At 42.4% G+C, this 15807-nt stretch carries 15 protein-coding genes and 1 other RNA gene; 5 read left to right on the top strand and 11 right to left on the bottom strand.

Translation table 11 applies throughout. The features are described 5' to 3' along the window. The first annotated feature begins 27 nt into the window (after nucleotides 1-27). Nucleotides 28-405 carry an elongation factor Ts gene (locus tag PL85_RS04380; protein WP_115339151.1) on the top strand — a complete coding sequence of 126 codons (378 nt, stop codon included), beginning with the start codon at nucleotides 28-30 and terminating at the stop codon, nucleotides 403-405. Nucleotides 406-450: 45 nt separating this feature from the next. On the opposite strand, the gene hsdR is transcribed toward PL85_RS04380, so the two are convergent. The 3 genes from hsdR to PL85_RS04395 all read right to left on the bottom strand — a co-directional run bounded on the left by hsdR (nucleotide 451) and on the right by PL85_RS04395 (nucleotide 4953). Beyond that, nucleotides 451-2901: an EcoAI/FtnUII family type I restriction enzme subunit R gene (gene hsdR / locus PL85_RS04385; protein WP_115339152.1), complete on the bottom strand. Its 2451-nt coding sequence runs from the start codon at nucleotides 2899-2901 to the stop codon at nucleotides 451-453. Between the two features lie 136 nt (nucleotides 2902-3037). Beyond that, entirely contained in the window at nucleotides 3038-4414 is a 1377-nt protein-coding gene (locus PL85_RS04390; RefSeq protein ID WP_115339153.1) for a DEAD/DEAH box helicase, read from the bottom strand. After that, entirely contained in the window at nucleotides 4408-4953 is a 546-nt protein-coding gene (locus PL85_RS04395) for a hypothetical protein (RefSeq protein ID WP_064625671.1), read from the bottom strand. Before PL85_RS04395 ends, PL85_RS04390 begins: the two co-directional genes overlap by 7 nt. Nucleotides 4954-5053: 100 nt before the next feature. On the opposite strand from PL85_RS04395, the gene PL85_RS04400 reads away from it, so the two are divergent. After that, nucleotides 5054-5362 (top strand): helix-turn-helix domain-containing protein, encoded by a 309-nt coding sequence (locus tag PL85_RS04400; protein WP_017045290.1) that lies wholly within the window; start codon nucleotides 5054-5056, stop codon nucleotides 5360-5362. A gap of 3 nt (nucleotides 5363-5365) precedes the next feature. Here PL85_RS04400 and PL85_RS04405 read toward each other — a convergent pair whose 3' ends face one another. The 6 genes from PL85_RS04405 to PL85_RS04430 all read right to left on the bottom strand — a co-directional run bounded on the left by PL85_RS04405 (nucleotide 5366) and on the right by PL85_RS04430 (nucleotide 12203). After that, nucleotides 5366-6463, bottom strand: a complete 1098-nt coding sequence (locus tag PL85_RS04405) for a TniB family NTP-binding protein (RefSeq protein WP_115339154.1) — start codon at nucleotides 6461-6463, stop codon at nucleotides 5366-5368. Further along, nucleotides 6429-8294, bottom strand: a complete 1866-nt coding sequence (locus PL85_RS04410; protein ID WP_115339155.1) for a Mu transposase C-terminal domain-containing protein — start codon at nucleotides 8292-8294, stop codon at nucleotides 6429-6431. Before PL85_RS04410 ends, PL85_RS04405 begins: the two co-directional genes overlap by 35 nt. Nucleotides 8295-8296: 2 nt before the next feature. Next, nucleotides 8297-8920: a TnsA endonuclease N-terminal domain-containing protein gene (locus PL85_RS04415; RefSeq protein WP_017045287.1), complete on the bottom strand. Its 624-nt coding sequence runs from the start codon at nucleotides 8918-8920 to the stop codon at nucleotides 8297-8299. Nucleotides 8921-9039: 119 nt separating this feature from the next. Then, nucleotides 9040-9136, bottom strand: an RNA gene (gene ffs / locus PL85_RS04420) — signal recognition particle sRNA small type. Nucleotides 9137-9309: 173 nt separating this feature from the next. Next, the gene (locus PL85_RS04425) at nucleotides 9310-11376 is read right to left on the bottom strand and encodes a GGDEF domain-containing protein (RefSeq protein WP_115339156.1); all 2067 of its coding nucleotides are present in this window, start codon (nucleotides 11374-11376) and stop codon (nucleotides 9310-9312) included. Between the two features lie 83 nt (nucleotides 11377-11459). After that, nucleotides 11460-12203: a VP0952 family biofilm-associated protein gene (locus PL85_RS04430; protein WP_115339157.1), complete on the bottom strand. Its 744-nt coding sequence runs from the start codon at nucleotides 12201-12203 to the stop codon at nucleotides 11460-11462. A 69-nt stretch (nucleotides 12204-12272) separates the two neighbouring features. On the opposite strand from PL85_RS04430, the gene PL85_RS04435 reads away from it, so the two are divergent. Then, nucleotides 12273-12575, top strand: coding sequence for an MGMT family protein (locus PL85_RS04435; RefSeq protein ID WP_013856444.1), 303 nt, complete (start codon nucleotides 12273-12275; stop codon nucleotides 12573-12575). Between the two features lie 115 nt (nucleotides 12576-12690). On the opposite strand, the gene PL85_RS04440 is transcribed toward PL85_RS04435, so the two are convergent. After that, nucleotides 12691-13122 (bottom strand): YbaY family lipoprotein, encoded by a 432-nt coding sequence (locus tag PL85_RS04440; protein ID WP_115339158.1) that lies wholly within the window; start codon nucleotides 13120-13122, stop codon nucleotides 12691-12693. A gap of 146 nt (nucleotides 13123-13268) precedes the next feature. On the opposite strand from PL85_RS04440, the gene tesB reads away from it, so the two are divergent. Further along, the gene (tesB, locus tag PL85_RS04445) at nucleotides 13269-14129 is read left to right on the top strand and encodes an acyl-CoA thioesterase II (protein WP_017044404.1); all 861 of its coding nucleotides are present in this window, start codon (nucleotides 13269-13271) and stop codon (nucleotides 14127-14129) included. A gap of 19 nt (nucleotides 14130-14148) precedes the next feature. Here tesB and PL85_RS04450 read toward each other — a convergent pair whose 3' ends face one another. Then, nucleotides 14149-14610 (bottom strand): Lrp/AsnC family transcriptional regulator, encoded by a 462-nt coding sequence (locus PL85_RS04450; RefSeq protein WP_017044403.1) that lies wholly within the window; start codon nucleotides 14608-14610, stop codon nucleotides 14149-14151. A gap of 119 nt (nucleotides 14611-14729) precedes the next feature. Here PL85_RS04450 and PL85_RS04455 point away from each other — a divergent pair, with 119 nt between their 5' ends. Further along, nucleotides 14730-15797, top strand: a complete 1068-nt coding sequence (locus PL85_RS04455; RefSeq protein WP_017045283.1) for a PLP-dependent cysteine synthase family protein — start codon at nucleotides 14730-14732, stop codon at nucleotides 15795-15797. Nucleotides 15798-15807: the final 10 nt, after the last annotated feature.

Here is a 15807-nt window from a genome sequence, read left to right on the forward strand (position 1 = left end):
GAATAATAACTAGGAGGTTAGGGACAAATGGGGACAGCTAAAAAACAAAAGCAAAAACAAATTCAACACACTTTGGATGCCTTGGGTTGGAGTCATCATCAGTTTGCAAGCGTGCTTTATGATGAGCTCAACAATAACGATGATTTTAAAGAGACTGACAAAGATGAGATTCGTAAGCTGGGTCAAAATATCAAAAAACACCTAAAACGTGAATCCACTCCTGACGAACGGCTAAAACAATACTTGAAAATACTCGCGGAACACCCTGATTATCAAGCTTTAAAGCTAGGAATGGTGATTCCCAAGTATGTTGAGCATGACTGCATCAATAACGCTTTAGCTAACCAACTAACAGAACTCTCTGCAGAACTAGATCTGTTCAATGACAATGAAAAAGGCCGCTAATTTAGCGACCTCAACAGTTTCCGTATCTACACTTTGTGAATATCGTTACGCAGATTGATAGATAGCCGCTTCTAGTTCATTAACTGCTTCTAAGTATTGCGGTTTGCCACCAAAACCATTGTTAATGATCTCTTTCATGCTTCCGATTTCATTAAATGGTGCGACTTTAAGCACGGTAATGTTTTCAACCTCTGCCACGCCACCATCGGCGTATTTGTCTAACAGATTGTTCAGTACTTGTTGAGCGGTATCGCCATATTTGGTGAAATAGTTACGCTTCTTGACGTTGTCCGCACGTTCTTTACGAGTTAAAGCGGGTTGGCCGTAAACGACATGACAAATCATATCGAATGGGTCCATATCTTTACCTACCTCATCTTCGAGTACTTCCCATAAAATACCTGCTTCTGCTAGTTCATCAATAATGGCTTGTTTACGTTCAGATTCATTCCAACGTTTAATAAAGTCATTGAGAGATGCAAACTGCTTCACCATTGTCTTACGTGTGTAATCTTTGAATGATTCGGTCACAAGCTTACCATCTGAATCGTAATATTGAACACGCTCAGCAAGGGCTTTAACGGATACGCCATTTACATGGAATTTACGAACTCTGTTTTCGTCGTTCCAATCATCATTGCCTTCTGCACCGCCTTTCGATGAACCACCAAAATTATCACCGTAAGAAGATTCAGGCTCTTGGATTGAATCAGAGTCAATATCTTCATCACCAAATGGGTTGTCGGCATCAATATCATCCATACCCTCAATGATGTCATCTAAGTCGTCTTCATCTTCAAACTGTTTAGGAGTGGTAACTTTTACACGCTCAGGAGTACCATCGAAGCGTTCATCAGCGAACAACTCTGTGGCTTTTTTGAAATCTAAAATAGTGAACCATAGCTTGCCATAGCGCTCATCAATACGAGTACCACGGCCGATGATCTGCTTAAACTTGGTCATTGACTGGATACCTTGATCAAGTACTACTAACTTACAGGTTTTAGCATCCACACCGGTGCTCATTAGCTCTGATGTTGTGGCAATAACAGGGTACTTTTTCTTCGGGTTGATGAAGTTATCCAACTGAGCTTTGCCAACTTCATCATCGCCCGTGATCTTCATTACGTACTTGTCGTTCTTATTCACTTGCTCTGGATTTAGATTAACCAGTGCTCGGCGCATACGTTCTGCATGATCGATGTCATTACAGAAGACAATAGTTTTCGCCATTGGGTCAGTACGATTTAAATAGTTGGTAATGGTTTTAGCAACTAACTCTGTGCGCTCATCAATTACCATCGTCCGGTCAAAATCTTTCTGATTATAGATTCGATCTTCAATGATTTCACCGTGCTTATCGGTTTGCCCTTTGGTTGGTCGCCAACCCTGAACATCAATATCAATATCGACACGTATAACCTTGTAAGGGGCTAAGAAACCATCTTCGATGCCTTCTTTTAGCGAGTAGGTATAAACAGGATCGCCAAAGTATTCAATGTTTGACACTTCATCCGTTTCTTTAGGCGTCGCAGTCAAACCAACTTGGGTTGCCGAGCTAAAGTACTCAAGAATTTCTCGCCAAGCGCTGTCTTCAGATGCACTACCACGATGGCATTCATCGATAATGATTAAGTCAAAGAAATTAGGGTCAACTTGCTTATAGGCTTTTTGCTCTTCTTCTGGCCCTGTTAGTGCTTGATACAACGCAAGGTGTACTTCAAAAGCAGGATCAACTTTGCGCCCCGTTATTTTGGTCATTGCTGTACCGAACGGCTGAAAATCATTGGTTTTGGTTTGATCAACAAGAATATTGCGGTCAGCAAGAAATAAAATTCGCTTTTTGGCTTTCGCTTTCCATAGTCGCCAAATGATTTGAAAGGCAGTATAGGTTTTACCTGTGCCTGTCGCCATTACTAACAAGATTCTATCTTGCCCAGTTGCGACGGCTTCAACTGTTTTGTTTATAGCCTGCAACTGGTAGTACCGAGGGGACTTACCGCTCCCATCATCGTGATAATCTTGAGTGATCACGGGTAAGTGCTCCGTTTTATATCCTTTCCAAAGGCAGTATTTCTCCCACAACTGTTGTGGTGTTGGGAAATCTTCTAAACGAATTTCAGTTTCAAGTTGAGCGGAATTGGTTAAATCTCTAAAGATAAAACCATCACCATTGGATGCGAAAACAAAAGGCACTTCTAACAAAGAGGCATAATCGATTCCTTGTTGCATGCCTTTACCAATTTCATGTTTGTTCGCTTTCGCTTCCACAACGGCAAGTGGCATACTTGGTTTGTGATAAAGAACAATATCTGCTGATTTTACTTTTTTACGAGCAGCCGCTTGACCTCGCACAATGACTTTACCATCACGCAATTTAACTTCTTGGCGGATCTGAGCCATATCATCCCAGCCAGAATTTTTAATTGCAGGAAGTATGAACTTAGTAATAATGTCAGTTTCAGATAATTTTGCTTTATTGACGCCGGTAACCATACTGCAGACTCAGAAAATCGTTTAGTTGAGCAGTATATAACAAAGTTCATATCAAGCCGAGCGCATTACCTTTGCTGCCCTAAGGTTATATCGTGCCTTCATCACATTATGGTTCCCATCTTAACCTAATCGACCATTAAATAAATGCTGATAAAACCCGTTGCTTAAACAGACCAAAACGCAGCTCCTCAAACGTTGGGGAGTACTCAGAATTCTTGGACACTGAGTCACTGTCTATTTGTTGCCAAGTAAAAGTATTCGCTTGCGTTGATGAATATCGGTTTAATTCTGACTTTGGAGCTATTGAAGTATTAAGAAAATTTAACTGTTCTTCATCCTGTTTATCCTTTATGAACATGCACGTATCTGGGATATCTTGTTCGATCCGTTCAGCAAAACCGACAAGGCTTTCCTCCGCAAAGGTAAAAAGCCACGCTTCTTGATTTGGGCTGTCTGTGACTCTCAGTATTCGACCTAAAACTTGCCTAAAATAGAGTTCTGTTTTCACTGAGCTCATATGACAGCAAACCTGCAACCGAGGAATATCAGTGCCTTCGCTGATCATCCCAACACTGACAATCCACTGACTGTTCCCATGCCTAAAAGCATCAATTTCTTCAAGTGGCGAATCATGATGGTACGTAACAATACACGCCGATTGCCCAAATTTTTGTATCAGTAACTCCTGTATCACTTTCGCATGCTTAACCGAGGAAGCAACAACTAGACCGCCAGCTTGCGGTGATTGTTGACGGATCTGCGCTAGTTTTTTGCACCCTTCCTCAAGCAAATAACCCATAGCCTCTTCATTGTGAATAACGCTTTGATAAGAAATATCTGATTCTTTGAGAAGATTTAATATCGAAGAAAAGGACTGCATCTCACCTTTGCCGTCGATGGTTAAATGTTCATTGTCTACCAATACGATTTTTGGACGTCGGCAGACCTGATCTTGGATGGCTTGCTTTAATCCATATTGATAATCGAAAATTAGCTGACCTTCAGGGTCGGTATAGTCAGCCATCGCAATAGGTAGAGAATCAGAACGCCACGGCGTTCCTGATAAAGCGAGAGTGTATTTAGCCAATCCTTGAATTTTCGCGAGCACTTGCTCACCCCATACATTTGATCGCCCTTGCTCTTCATAGGAGCAATGATGAATTTCATCAAACACTACAAACACACGATGCTTGCTCATCGTACTCCAAAAATCATCACCTAAAAAACGAATAGTTTGATAAGTATAAGAAGCGCCTAAAGAACCCAAACCACCATTAAATGAGCAATCTAATTTCCAAGAAAATGTTCGTTTAATGCTCTCAGAGACTGTGAGTGATGGAGAGAAGCACAACACGAGATCTATTTCATCACGTATAAATAACTGCTTTGCTAATTCAGCGGCCATCACTGTTTTACCTGCACCCGGCGTTGCTTGACAAAAGAAGTGAGCATGTTGTTTTTCAAACTTATTCAGAGCTATTTGTACACATTGATCTTGCCATAACCTTAACATTCAATCCCTCGAAAACCAGATGCTTTAAGAGCTTTAGATATAGCGTTAATTTTACCAAGCAGACGAGCTGAACATTCCTTTGCATCAGTAAACAAAGGTAAAAACAGATCACGATTTTGTGGAAATCGGTTGATCAAGGATTGATATTCTTCAACTTCACCAAGAACAATTGCCAGCTCACCTTCATGCTGATTTTTTTCTTTTAGTAATACAGCTAATCCACTCATCGGTACTTCAGTGATTAACTCTGTTTCAGGTGGTGACTTGACCTCTGATTCACGGGGTGAAAAGTCTATTTGATGAAATAACTCTGTCTTTTGGTATCTCTTAGCCCGATCTTTTCCTGTAGAAAAAAGCCAACCTTTACGTTCAAATGAGAGTATTTGCCTATATACATACTTTCTCGCTTCATCCGGATCTGTGACATTTTTAGTAATCGACATCAACGCATCTCTCAGTTCAACAACTAAAAAGTTATCCATCTCTTTTTCTATCAATAGGTTAAACATGTATGCGTTTATTTTCTTGGATTTCTTCATCTGAACATTTACACAACTAAAACTTAGGATTGCTAAGTATACAAAAATCAGTAAAACTTAGACAATCTAAGTTATCTAAAGGTTGAAAAGAAATGTGTAAGTGCAAAAAGACAACCCAATCCCAGCGAGGCTCAAAGCTGCGCGTAAAAAAGCCAAGATCACCCAAAAAGATTTAGGGGTGAAAATTGGCATGGAACAAGGCTCGGCTAGTGGTCGTATGAATCATTACGAAAAAGGAAGACATGTACCTGATATTGGCACGCTACAGCGTATGGCTGAGGAACTTAATGTTCCTTTAAATTATTTCTTTTGTGAAAATGATTTAAGCGCAGAATTGGCGTGTGCGATTGACAAAATGAGTGATGAAGAGAAAGCGATGCTGTTGGACAGCCTAAACCGTGAAAAGTAGCCTCTAAGCTTTAAGCCCATTTTTACTCAATAGCATGCTCAACGGAATGGCGTCAGTAAAGCGAGGAGCCACTATTTTATCTTCAGTGGTGATCGCATTTAAGTTGTAAACAGAACCAGAGTCAATTTGATGAAGACTAAGCTTCTCTAAAGGACGATCAAACGGGTTATCTAGGTAAGGGAACTTGAATGCAAAAGTGCGTGACAAAATTGCTCTGTCGATCGTATCAGCATTCTCGTTAAAACTCATAAGCAGCGCGTCTTTCAAGAAATGTTTTAACGTTCGACATTCTCCTCGGCACATTGCAAACAAAGGATATAGCAGTTCATTCTTTGTAAGTACTGGTGGCTCATCAAAGCCCATCCTTGAACTCAAACCCGCGACAAATCTGGCGAAATGCTTTTTTTGTTCTAAGTCAAACCCATAAGATGCCGTTCTACTCGAATGACTATTCGCTTTCAACAACTTGAAATAATGTATCTTTCTCCTCCAACTTAGCCGCGAGTTCCATTGTGGTTCTGTCGCTATCACATCAGCATAAGGCATACCCACTAGCACAAACGAGACTCTTGCTTCTTCACTTATATATTTGAATGTGTTGGCAATAACTTGTCTCTGTTCTGCGGTTGAAAACTCAACAAGCTCTTGAATTTCATTAACAATAATCAGGTCAACAGATTTTCGTTTAAGTTGCTTTACAACCGCTTCGCCAAGAGCGATTTCATTACGACGCCGAACACCTCTTCCTCCTGATTTACAATCTAAATCAACCAAAAATTGGGTAAGCGTATTCTGTTCATTGATACGGCTTGGCACTCTAGTGCTTAATACTGGCTGCTTTCCCCAAGTTGAACCTGATTGAAAGCGTGATAAGTAGTGGTTGATCAGAGCCGTCTTTCCACTTCCGGCCTCACCAGTTAACAAGAAAGACTCTGGTTCACCACCTAGAGTGTGATTGAAACGAAGTTGATCGAAAATAGAGTAGATTTCAGTTATCGCGGGATACTCGATAAAGCAGGTTTCAAAGGACTTTAGCTGCTCAAGCTGCTTTGGCGTTAAATTCAAATTAATACCCTTCAATATCTTCAAAATCATCGTCATCTAAGTGCTCTGTGGTATCGAAGACAACCTCAGATTTGTGCCTAACAGGAGTCTCGTTGATCGAGCTTGGTCCCTCAGATCCGACATCATTAAACTTTGCTAGTTTCGAAGTGTTACCTGTTTTAGGAAGATTGGGCTTGCTACTTTTAACACGACGGAATCTATCGGTTTCTTCCTGGATACGTTTTTTCATATATAGAAATGTATCCGCAAGAGCCTCATCATCAGCGAGCTCCTTGGTGTTCAGTCTGCGTACTTTTTGTATGCGCTGGTGTTCAAAAAGTGAAAGTCCGTTTGTATACCCGCTGTTGTCTACCGCTGGAACTTTTATGTACTTCTTTTCTGATTCTAGGTAAACATGAATGTAGCTGATATCAGAAGGATCTGTTTTGGTCTTAAAAAAAAGCTTTTTGCCATTATTAGGTGTGCAATATTTCCGATATTCAATAAGCTCGGCGGACTGATAACGTAAGTTATGCAGCCTGATCCCAGCCACTCCAATGGTTCTGTGTCTAAGCAATCCTAACTCTACTCTGAGTTGCTCCTTCTCAGCACCATCATAGTAAGAAGGCGTCCATTTCGATTGGTGCCACTTGTGGTATGGAATCTCACGCTCTCTAGAATCTGGTGCCATGTGATAATAGTCGACAATCCATTTATGGAGTAATTCAAGAAATACCGATACCCTGACCACCGCATCCTTCTTCGGATTGTAATCTTGTAGTTGAGTAGGATTGGTGAAGGTTTTTCCAGGCAGCGCGTTAACTAACCCTTTATTCATTTGATCGAACAACTTTTCGATCCCTGACTTTCGCCAAGGCTTCGCTGCTTGACTGTATTGAATGTCTGACACCAAAGGCCGTAACGAATCTTCCAAGCTTTGAGTCCAAAACTCGGCACCGTTATCGACGACCAAGCAATCAATCTTACCGTGGCAAGGCCACTCATTCTCAATCGATGGATACTTTGCTTTGAGCCAGCTTTTATCCAAAAGTGAATTCAACAGAGCCTTTCTAACAGAGTCAAAGCTTGGCTCTCTAAAGTTGATACTGCAACCAACAATGCACTTACTGAAACGGTCATAAAGCATCGTCAAATAGGGGCGGCCCAAAGGAATATCTAATTCATCATCAATCAAAATCACTGGAACTGGTGTATGGTCTATTTCAACAAACTCCATAGGTTTAGTTGCAGCGACCTGCTGACCAACCGAGCGATACTCCCGATCTGCATATCGTTTACCAAATCTTGCAATCGCCACTTCATAAGGGGGCAACTCATTTATTCGATTGTAAAAAGAACGTTCGGCAATTGGCTTGATTTTTCCTTCAACAATCCCTCGATTTATTTGAATCACTCGACTCTTATAATATCGGTATGCTTCTGCAACGCTAAGTCGTTCACGTGTCAGGTATACGCTCTGAATTGCCTCGTCAATCAAGGATTGCGAATCCATTTCTTTTTGGCGGTTGCCCTTAAACGTATGCTTCGGAATAAGTGCCCATGGTTCTCTACCTGCTTCAGAGTAGGATTTTTTCCAAGTTGCTACAGTCCGCCAACTAGGGGGAGTAAGCTGTAATTCTGACTCAACGCGACTTAAGATGGGGTTCAAGTTTTTCTCAGTCCACCCACCTTTCAAGCGCGTCTCCACAAAGGTAATAACTTTTATGCGGCGAAGAACCTCTTCCTGAATTTTTGCTGGCAAGCTATCTATGGTCGACAGTACTTCAATGGGTTCTAGCACTAGCTCTTTGGGAAGCCGTTGTGATTCTTCTTCTGACGCTTCAAACTCATCAAAGAACCCAAATATATTATTAGAGTCCGATGGCATAGTTAGCACCAAACGCAAGTTTCTAGACCAAAGCCAATCGTATTGAGGTCTGTTTTAACGTGCCCCGAAGAGATCCAAGGTAGAGTAGAGATAAGTGTGTCTTGCTCTGATAGACCAAAATACAAAGACACATCTTGCAGTTTCACCATTTGCTTGCGTTGAATAAAAGCCAAAACTCGCTTTTGAAATTCTGTCACTGTACGCAATCCAGAATAGCGGTGTAGCAACTTAAAGTTGTCTAACGTTGGTCCCATCCTGATTTGCTTTTCAGTAACTAAAACTAGCCGTCTGTTGAACTCATTCAACGCTACTCTCTGCTTCTCTTCAAAGCGCTCCCTAAAATCAGGTTTGAGTATCTGACTGGAGTGCTTAACTTCGAAGAAAGTTGATTGCCCCTTGTGATCCGTCACTAAAAAATCTGGGGTATATCGACATTTACGATTATTGAATTGGTAATGAAAGCCAAAAGGTTGAGAGGTAAAACTTTTGATGTTTGGGTTGTATTCGAGGTGAAAACAGAAATCGAACTCCAGAATGGAGAGAGTGCGAACAACAGCATCATTCTTCAAGCTCATGAACTTACAGATGTTGTGTACGTGAGATGATTTCTTAGTTTGGTCAAACATAGCCAAGTCACTTTTGTTGTAAACATACAACAAAAAATAGTCTATGAAGACTTATAATGCAAATTTGCAAACTATTCTGCAATTTATGCGAACATATGTTGCAAACATCAAAAGGGTGGAGGCCCCAGCCACATCCCGGCACACACGTCGCCTGCTGCGGCTGCTCCCTTCCGGGCCTGACCGAGTTCACAAGTTAGTGTTGCGGGAGGACCAGAGCCTCCATTGATTTGTTTTCTTGGCTTGCTAGCCAAAGAGTGCGGCGATTATCAAGCATCATAGTAATGATTGCAAGCCGAAATCCCAATGGATGGAAGCTTTTTGTTTTAAGTGAACACCATTTGAACAAATCTTCTGTTTTCTCTTCTACTCAATAAAATAGGTGGACTATTTTAGCTCTTGTTTGAACTTCTGATTATCTTGAGAAGAGGCTTTGTATTATCTCGTTGACCGCTACCGTGGTGCTTACTTTGGTACATGGCAATATCAGTTTGGTGCAATACTTCTTCCAGGCTCATGAAATGATCTCTGTAATTCGACACACCAATCGCCACATTGACTTTTATGTTTAAATTTCGAGCAGAATCGCTGTAGGTAAAGGACTCTAACTGCATTAACACAGGCTCAAGCTCCTCATCACTATATTGCCCAATCAGGATAAACTCATCACCCCCGATTCGGTAACTACGACCACGCCAAATAGAATCGATACGGCTGGCAAGTGCTTTCAACACTTCATCCCCCACTTCATGACCATAGTTATCGTTTATCGGCTTAAAGTTATTCACATCTAAATAAATCAAGGTTAGATCGCTGTTTAAGCCTCTCGAATAACGGCGATATAAAGCTCGGCGATTACGCAGCTTGGTTAAATTATCGGTAACAGATTGTGAGTGTAGATAGAAAGCGACCACTAACAAGAAGCCAAATACCAACGTAAACAGCCATTGAGTGTGACGTGAAAAAGTTTTCTCGGCCGCTAACGTTGCTCGCCAATTCGGTTGATAATCATAGGTGTTGATGATTTTCTGCGTATCAATCATCTTAATAGCACGAGTAAATAAAGGAGCCAGCGAAGCGCCCATGCTATTTTTGGGAAAGCCCATTGCAATCTCAGACGAGTAAAAACTGCCGATAAATAGATCTTCCTCCAACGGCAATAAGTTATCCGCTTCGCGCAATATTTGGTTAAAGTTGGCACGGTTTAGAACGATGTAATCGACCTCCTTACCGAGCAAGGCTTTGACCAATTCATTTTGAGTTTTATAAACATGTAGCACTTTATTGGGCAGCATTTTTCCTAACAGCTCTTCAAAGAAATCTTCTTTAATCACGCCGATGCGCTCAACAATTAATTCAGACACATTGCTGTAAACATTGTCTTTGTAATTTTCACGCTTAATCAAGACGGCTTCAGGCTGGTAATACGTGTCACTGAAATAAACGTCGGATTTTCGTTGTTGAGAGACGGTAACTGGTACTAGGATATCAATGCGTTTATTGACCAAATCGGCATACATACTCTCCCACGTTTCGTCTGGCTGGCTGGCCAGTTCGCATTTGAGCAACAGAATGTCACATGCTTTAAAAACAATGTCCGCGTTTATTCCTTTCACTTTACCATCGTGCTGATACTGAGCAAATTGGCTGATGTTCTCCAATTTTACTTTTAACGGTCGCTGCACGTTTAAGCCACTATCGATGACGGATTGACGCAACGCCTGCTTGCGGATATCAAATTGGTATTTTTGTACTGATTCTCTAAGCAGTTTTTGTACCGACGCTGAGTGTACATATTCTTGAATTTTGTTGAGTAATAAAGTGTTGTGCCCTTTTGGCGTAATAATGGCAACCGGCTGAATAGGCAGTTGGTCATTAAGCAATTGCGCATCGAGCCCTGCCATCAACATCGGCTTTAATTGATTAATCGCGTCTACGACAACATCGACTTCAGCCGTGCTTAAAAGTTCTTTGGCACGCCGAGCACCATCATACTCAACCTGTATAATATGAGGAAAATAAGCGGCAATCAGCTCACCATAAATCGTTCCTTTGGGAACCCCGACCCTCGCCAGATCGGTTAACTGTACGTTGCTGTGGCTAAATGCATAGGTATATTCAATATTGGTAGGACTTGAGAAATCAAAGCGTTGAGCACGCTGTTCGGTGTAAGTCACATTGGCTGCAAAATCGCTCTCCCCTTGTTCGATAGCGGTCAAGATCGCATCAAAGCTGGGGTAATTAACATAGTCAATCTCAAGGCGAAATTGGTAAGCAATGGCATCAAACAAAATACGCGTGACAACATCGTCCGCTTCTGTCGCTACTCGATATGTTTTAGCGTTGATTATGGGAGCACTGGTGACGCTGTGTGCCGCCGTTGCTAGCCATAAAAGACCTATTAGCCGAAATGCACGAACCATGACGTTTATATTATTATAATGAGAGGAGAGCATCATATACTAATGCTCTATATATGCATAAGAATGAAGTCACAACTTCACCCACAACATGCTCTAATCTACATTCAGTTGTGTTCTGGTCATTCGGTATTCTCTTCGGTGCTCTTGAGTAGATAATCAGTCATCCAAGCGGTAGCCAGCAAACAGATCCAAACCACGAATACTGGGTTTGGTACGTCACTTGTGGGCGAGACGACTAAGCTTGCAAAGCCTACCGTTGGAAGTGTCCAGCATAACAAACCATTCCAATTCACTGCGACTGGTTTGGATTGGGTTAAACTTTCCATCGACGCCATAATGCCAGTAATGCTTAACGCAACTAACACCGCATACGAGAAATCGGCCATCCATAGCGGTAGCAGTAACCCTAACGCCCACCAACGGTGCTTATTGGATGGCTTCCAGTGCGCAACCGACCACCAAACAACGATAACAGAAAGAGTCTGAATAACAGTAAGCCAGCCTGTACCGCCTAATTTCCCAGCCGATTGAGTAACGATGATACCGACTTGCAACGTCAGTACGATCAGCGTGCTCACTAAGATAACACCTATGCTACTGCGTTTAGAAAAGACCACCATCAACAACGGGAGTAGCACCCAAACACTGACAGAAAGGGCGATCGGCTGATAAGATAAAGTGAAACCGTAAGCGGTCATTGCGGCCAGTAGCAACACACCCGCGACACCCCCTTGCGGTAAAATCCACAGCGCAGGGATCACGATGGCCAGCACAGGGATGTCCCCTTCGCTTAAACCTATTGCTCTTGCACAAACCACAGCCAACACGGTTGTGATTAAAAATTGAAAGGTAGAAAATAGCATGCCCTCTCCTTATACCGTTCCTTGGTAACTATCGAACTAGGACACTGCTAGTATGGACGAATTGTCAGCATGAACCAATTTTTAGCGCAGATTTTTGCAGTTATACATCAAATTCCCGCAGGAAAAGTGACCACCTATGGGGAAATTGCTCGCTTAGCTGGCTACCCCGGCTACGCACGCCATGTTGGAAAAGCATTAGGTAACCTACCTCAAAACAGCCGATTACCTTGGTTTCGTGTGATCAACAGCAAAGGAGAGATTTCGCTAAAAGGAGAGGATTTATTACGTCAACGACAGAAATTGATCGCCGAAGGCGTCGAAGTGAACGAGCATGGCAAAATAAAACTTCGATTATACCAGTGGCGCCCCTAAGCCCCTTTCGGTCAAGCGCCTTTCCCGCTTATCTAGCTCGGGAAAGGGCTGTTTTACTATTTCTTGTTTTACTGTTTTTTATAGTATTGCGTCTATTTTATTGCTTCTGTTTTTACTACTGTTTAACACCAACCAAACGCAAATCAACCCGTTTAGTGTTATTCTCATCAGTAATCACGGCGTAATTGGTATCCGTAATGAAGCGCAGTTTTCCATCTACTTCGATACGAGCACTGACGCTGTAACGGTGGCGAGCATCAATTTTTCGGTTGTCGAATGCCAAGTCAAACTTAAGCGGCACTTGCATTCCGTTAGTTTCAAAGCGGTGTTTTGCGATCACTTTAGCGGGTGCATCAGCCAATGAAACATCTTGCAAAGTGATAGTGACAAGCGCCTTATCCGGCAGTGCAATACGCTCACGGTATGAAACCGTACCCATGATAGATTGAATATTGCTCTCGGAAGAGGTTGATTTTGGCGCTGACTGGCAACCCACAAGTATTAGCCCCAAAACAGACGACATAATCAGCAACAGTGCCTTTTTCATAAGGATAAAACCTCAGTTATGGTGTTAGATAGGTGATGATTATAGGTTCGGTTTTATCTGCTGTCATGGTCGTCAATTTGGTATTAACAAGATATTGACTTAGTCAACAATGATAATAATTACATTAAGAATCTCGGTGAGGGTCTATGAGTAAACCATTAAATGAACTATTGGATTTGCTGCAACTGGAAAAACTAGAAGAAGGTTTATACCGAGGTGAGAGCGAGAACTTAGGTCTGCCACAAGTGTATGGTGGACAAGTGATTGGCCAAGCGCTCTCGGCGGCTCGCTATACGGTTGATTCCGACCGCACTGTTCACTCATTTCATAGCTATTTTCTTTACCCCGGGGATCCTGAAAAACCAATCATTTATGATGTTGAGAATTTAAGGGACGGACGCAGTTTCAGTACCAGACGAGTCAAAGCCATTCAAAATGGTCGGCCGATTTTCTATCTCACCGCTTCTTATCACGGTGAAGCGCCCGGTTTTGAACATCAAAACACCATGCCTGATATTCCTGGTCCTGAAAATTTTGCCTCTGAATCTGAACTGGCAGCCCAGATTGCACACTTATTACCTGAAAAAATAAAAAAGGTTTTTTGTGGCGAAAAAGCGATTGAGATGCGTCCAGTGACCGTAATTAACCCGCTAAAACCACAAAAAGCGGAGCCAAAACAGTACATGTGGATACGCGCTAATGGTGAGTTGCCAAATAACCAACTCATCCATCAATATTTGCTCGGTTACGCGTCTGATTGGGGGTTTTTAGTCACAGCGTTGCATCCTCATAAAGTCTCTTTGATGACTCCTAACTTTCAAGTCGCGACGATTGATCATTCGATTTGGTTCCACCGCCCATTCAAAATGGATGAATGGTTGCTCTACGCAATAGAAAGCCCTACGGCCAGCAATACCCGTGGTTTAGTGCGTGGCGAGATTTACAACCGCCAAGGAGATTTAGTCGCAACAGCAGTGCAAGAAGGTGTGATGCGCTTCACCAAATAACAAGACTCGGACGAGCAGGCTATGCCAGAGGCAATTGGGTAGTGTACTTCAATGACTCCATTGCAAAGGTTGAAGTCACGTTATTAATCCCTTTCACGCCATTGACCAGTTTTTTATAAAACTGGTCAAAACACTTCATGTCTTTGACCAACACTTTCATCATGTAATCGTACTCACCCGCCATTCGATAGAACTCCATCACCTCAGGATACTCAGACACAGTCATGACAAAATGGCTGTACCATTCGTGAGAGTGATCGCTGGTCTTAATCAACACAAACGCGGTAAAACTCAAATCTAATTTTTCTGGGTCAAGCAGGGCAACTCGCTGCGCAATCACGCCAGATTCTTCAAGCTTTTTCAACCGCTTCCAGCAAGGTGTGGTGGTTAAGTTCACCGCTTCAGCCAAATCATTTAGCGACAAAGTGCTGTCTTGTTGCAGTAATGAGAGGATCATACGATCAATTCTATCAAGCTCCATAGTTTCCCCAGAATAAGAGAATAATTTTCTCCAAAACTACAAAATGACAGGCAACATAGCAAAGCTTTTCTCTCACATTAAGGGTAAATTACCCTCATAATAACGATGGAGAGAGAACCATGTGCACCGATCATCAATGGATTAACAACGCAATTCGAAAAATAGAAGCGGACTACCAACGCTCGGCCGATACTCATCTGATCAAGCTCGATTTGCCTTGTGTCGCTGGGGTCGATATTTATCTCAAAGATGAAAGTACGCATCCTACGGGTTCGCTGAAACATCGCCTCGCCCGTTCTCTTTTTCTGTATGCCATCTGTAACGGCTGGGTTGGCCCTGAAACGACTATCATTGAATCTTCATCGGGCAGTACTGCGGTATCAGAAGCTTATTTTGCCCGTTTACTAGGCTTGCCTTTTATTGCTGTAATGCCCAAATGTACTGCACGTAAAAAAATTGAGCAGATTGAGCTTTATGGCGGCCAAGCGCATTTAGTCGATCGCTCTGATCAAATTTATGCCGAATCACACCGCTTAGCCAAAGAACTGAATGGTCATTATATGGACCAGTTCACTTATGCTGAACGTGCGACCGACTGGCGTGGTAATAGCAATATTGCCGACAGTATTTTTAACCAAATGCAAATGGAAGATCACCCCGTTCCAACATGGATTGTAATGAGCCCAGGCACAGGCGGAACCTCAGCAACTATAGGCCGCTTTATTCGCTACCAAAAACACAATACCAAACTGTGCGTTGTCGACCCTGAAAACTCGGTATTTCATGATTATTTCAAAAGCCGAGACCCAAGCTTAACCTTGCAGTGTGGTAGCAAAATTGAAGGAATTGGTCGTCCACGAGTTGAACCGAGTTTTATTCCCGGCGTAGTCGATGAAATGCGTACCGTTGCGGATGCCGCCAGTGTCGCTACGATCTATTGGTTGGAAAAACTACTCGGCCGCAAAGCAGGCCCTTCTACCGGCACCAATCTTTATGGGGTTTTGCAAATTGCCAGTGAGATGAAACAACGAGGTGAAACAGGCTCCATCGTGACGCTGTTATGCGACAGCGGCGAACGTTATTTAGATACCTATTACTGTGCCGATTGGGTGAAAAACAATATTGGTGATTTAACACCTTATCTTTCAAAATTAGAAGCCTTTGAAACAACGGCTAAATTAGCTTAGTGACCTAGCA

Origin of the sequence: Vibrio anguillarum (genome assembly GCF_001989995.2) — a bacterium.
GTDB lineage: Bacteria > Pseudomonadota > Gammaproteobacteria > Enterobacterales > Vibrionaceae > Vibrio > Vibrio anguillarum.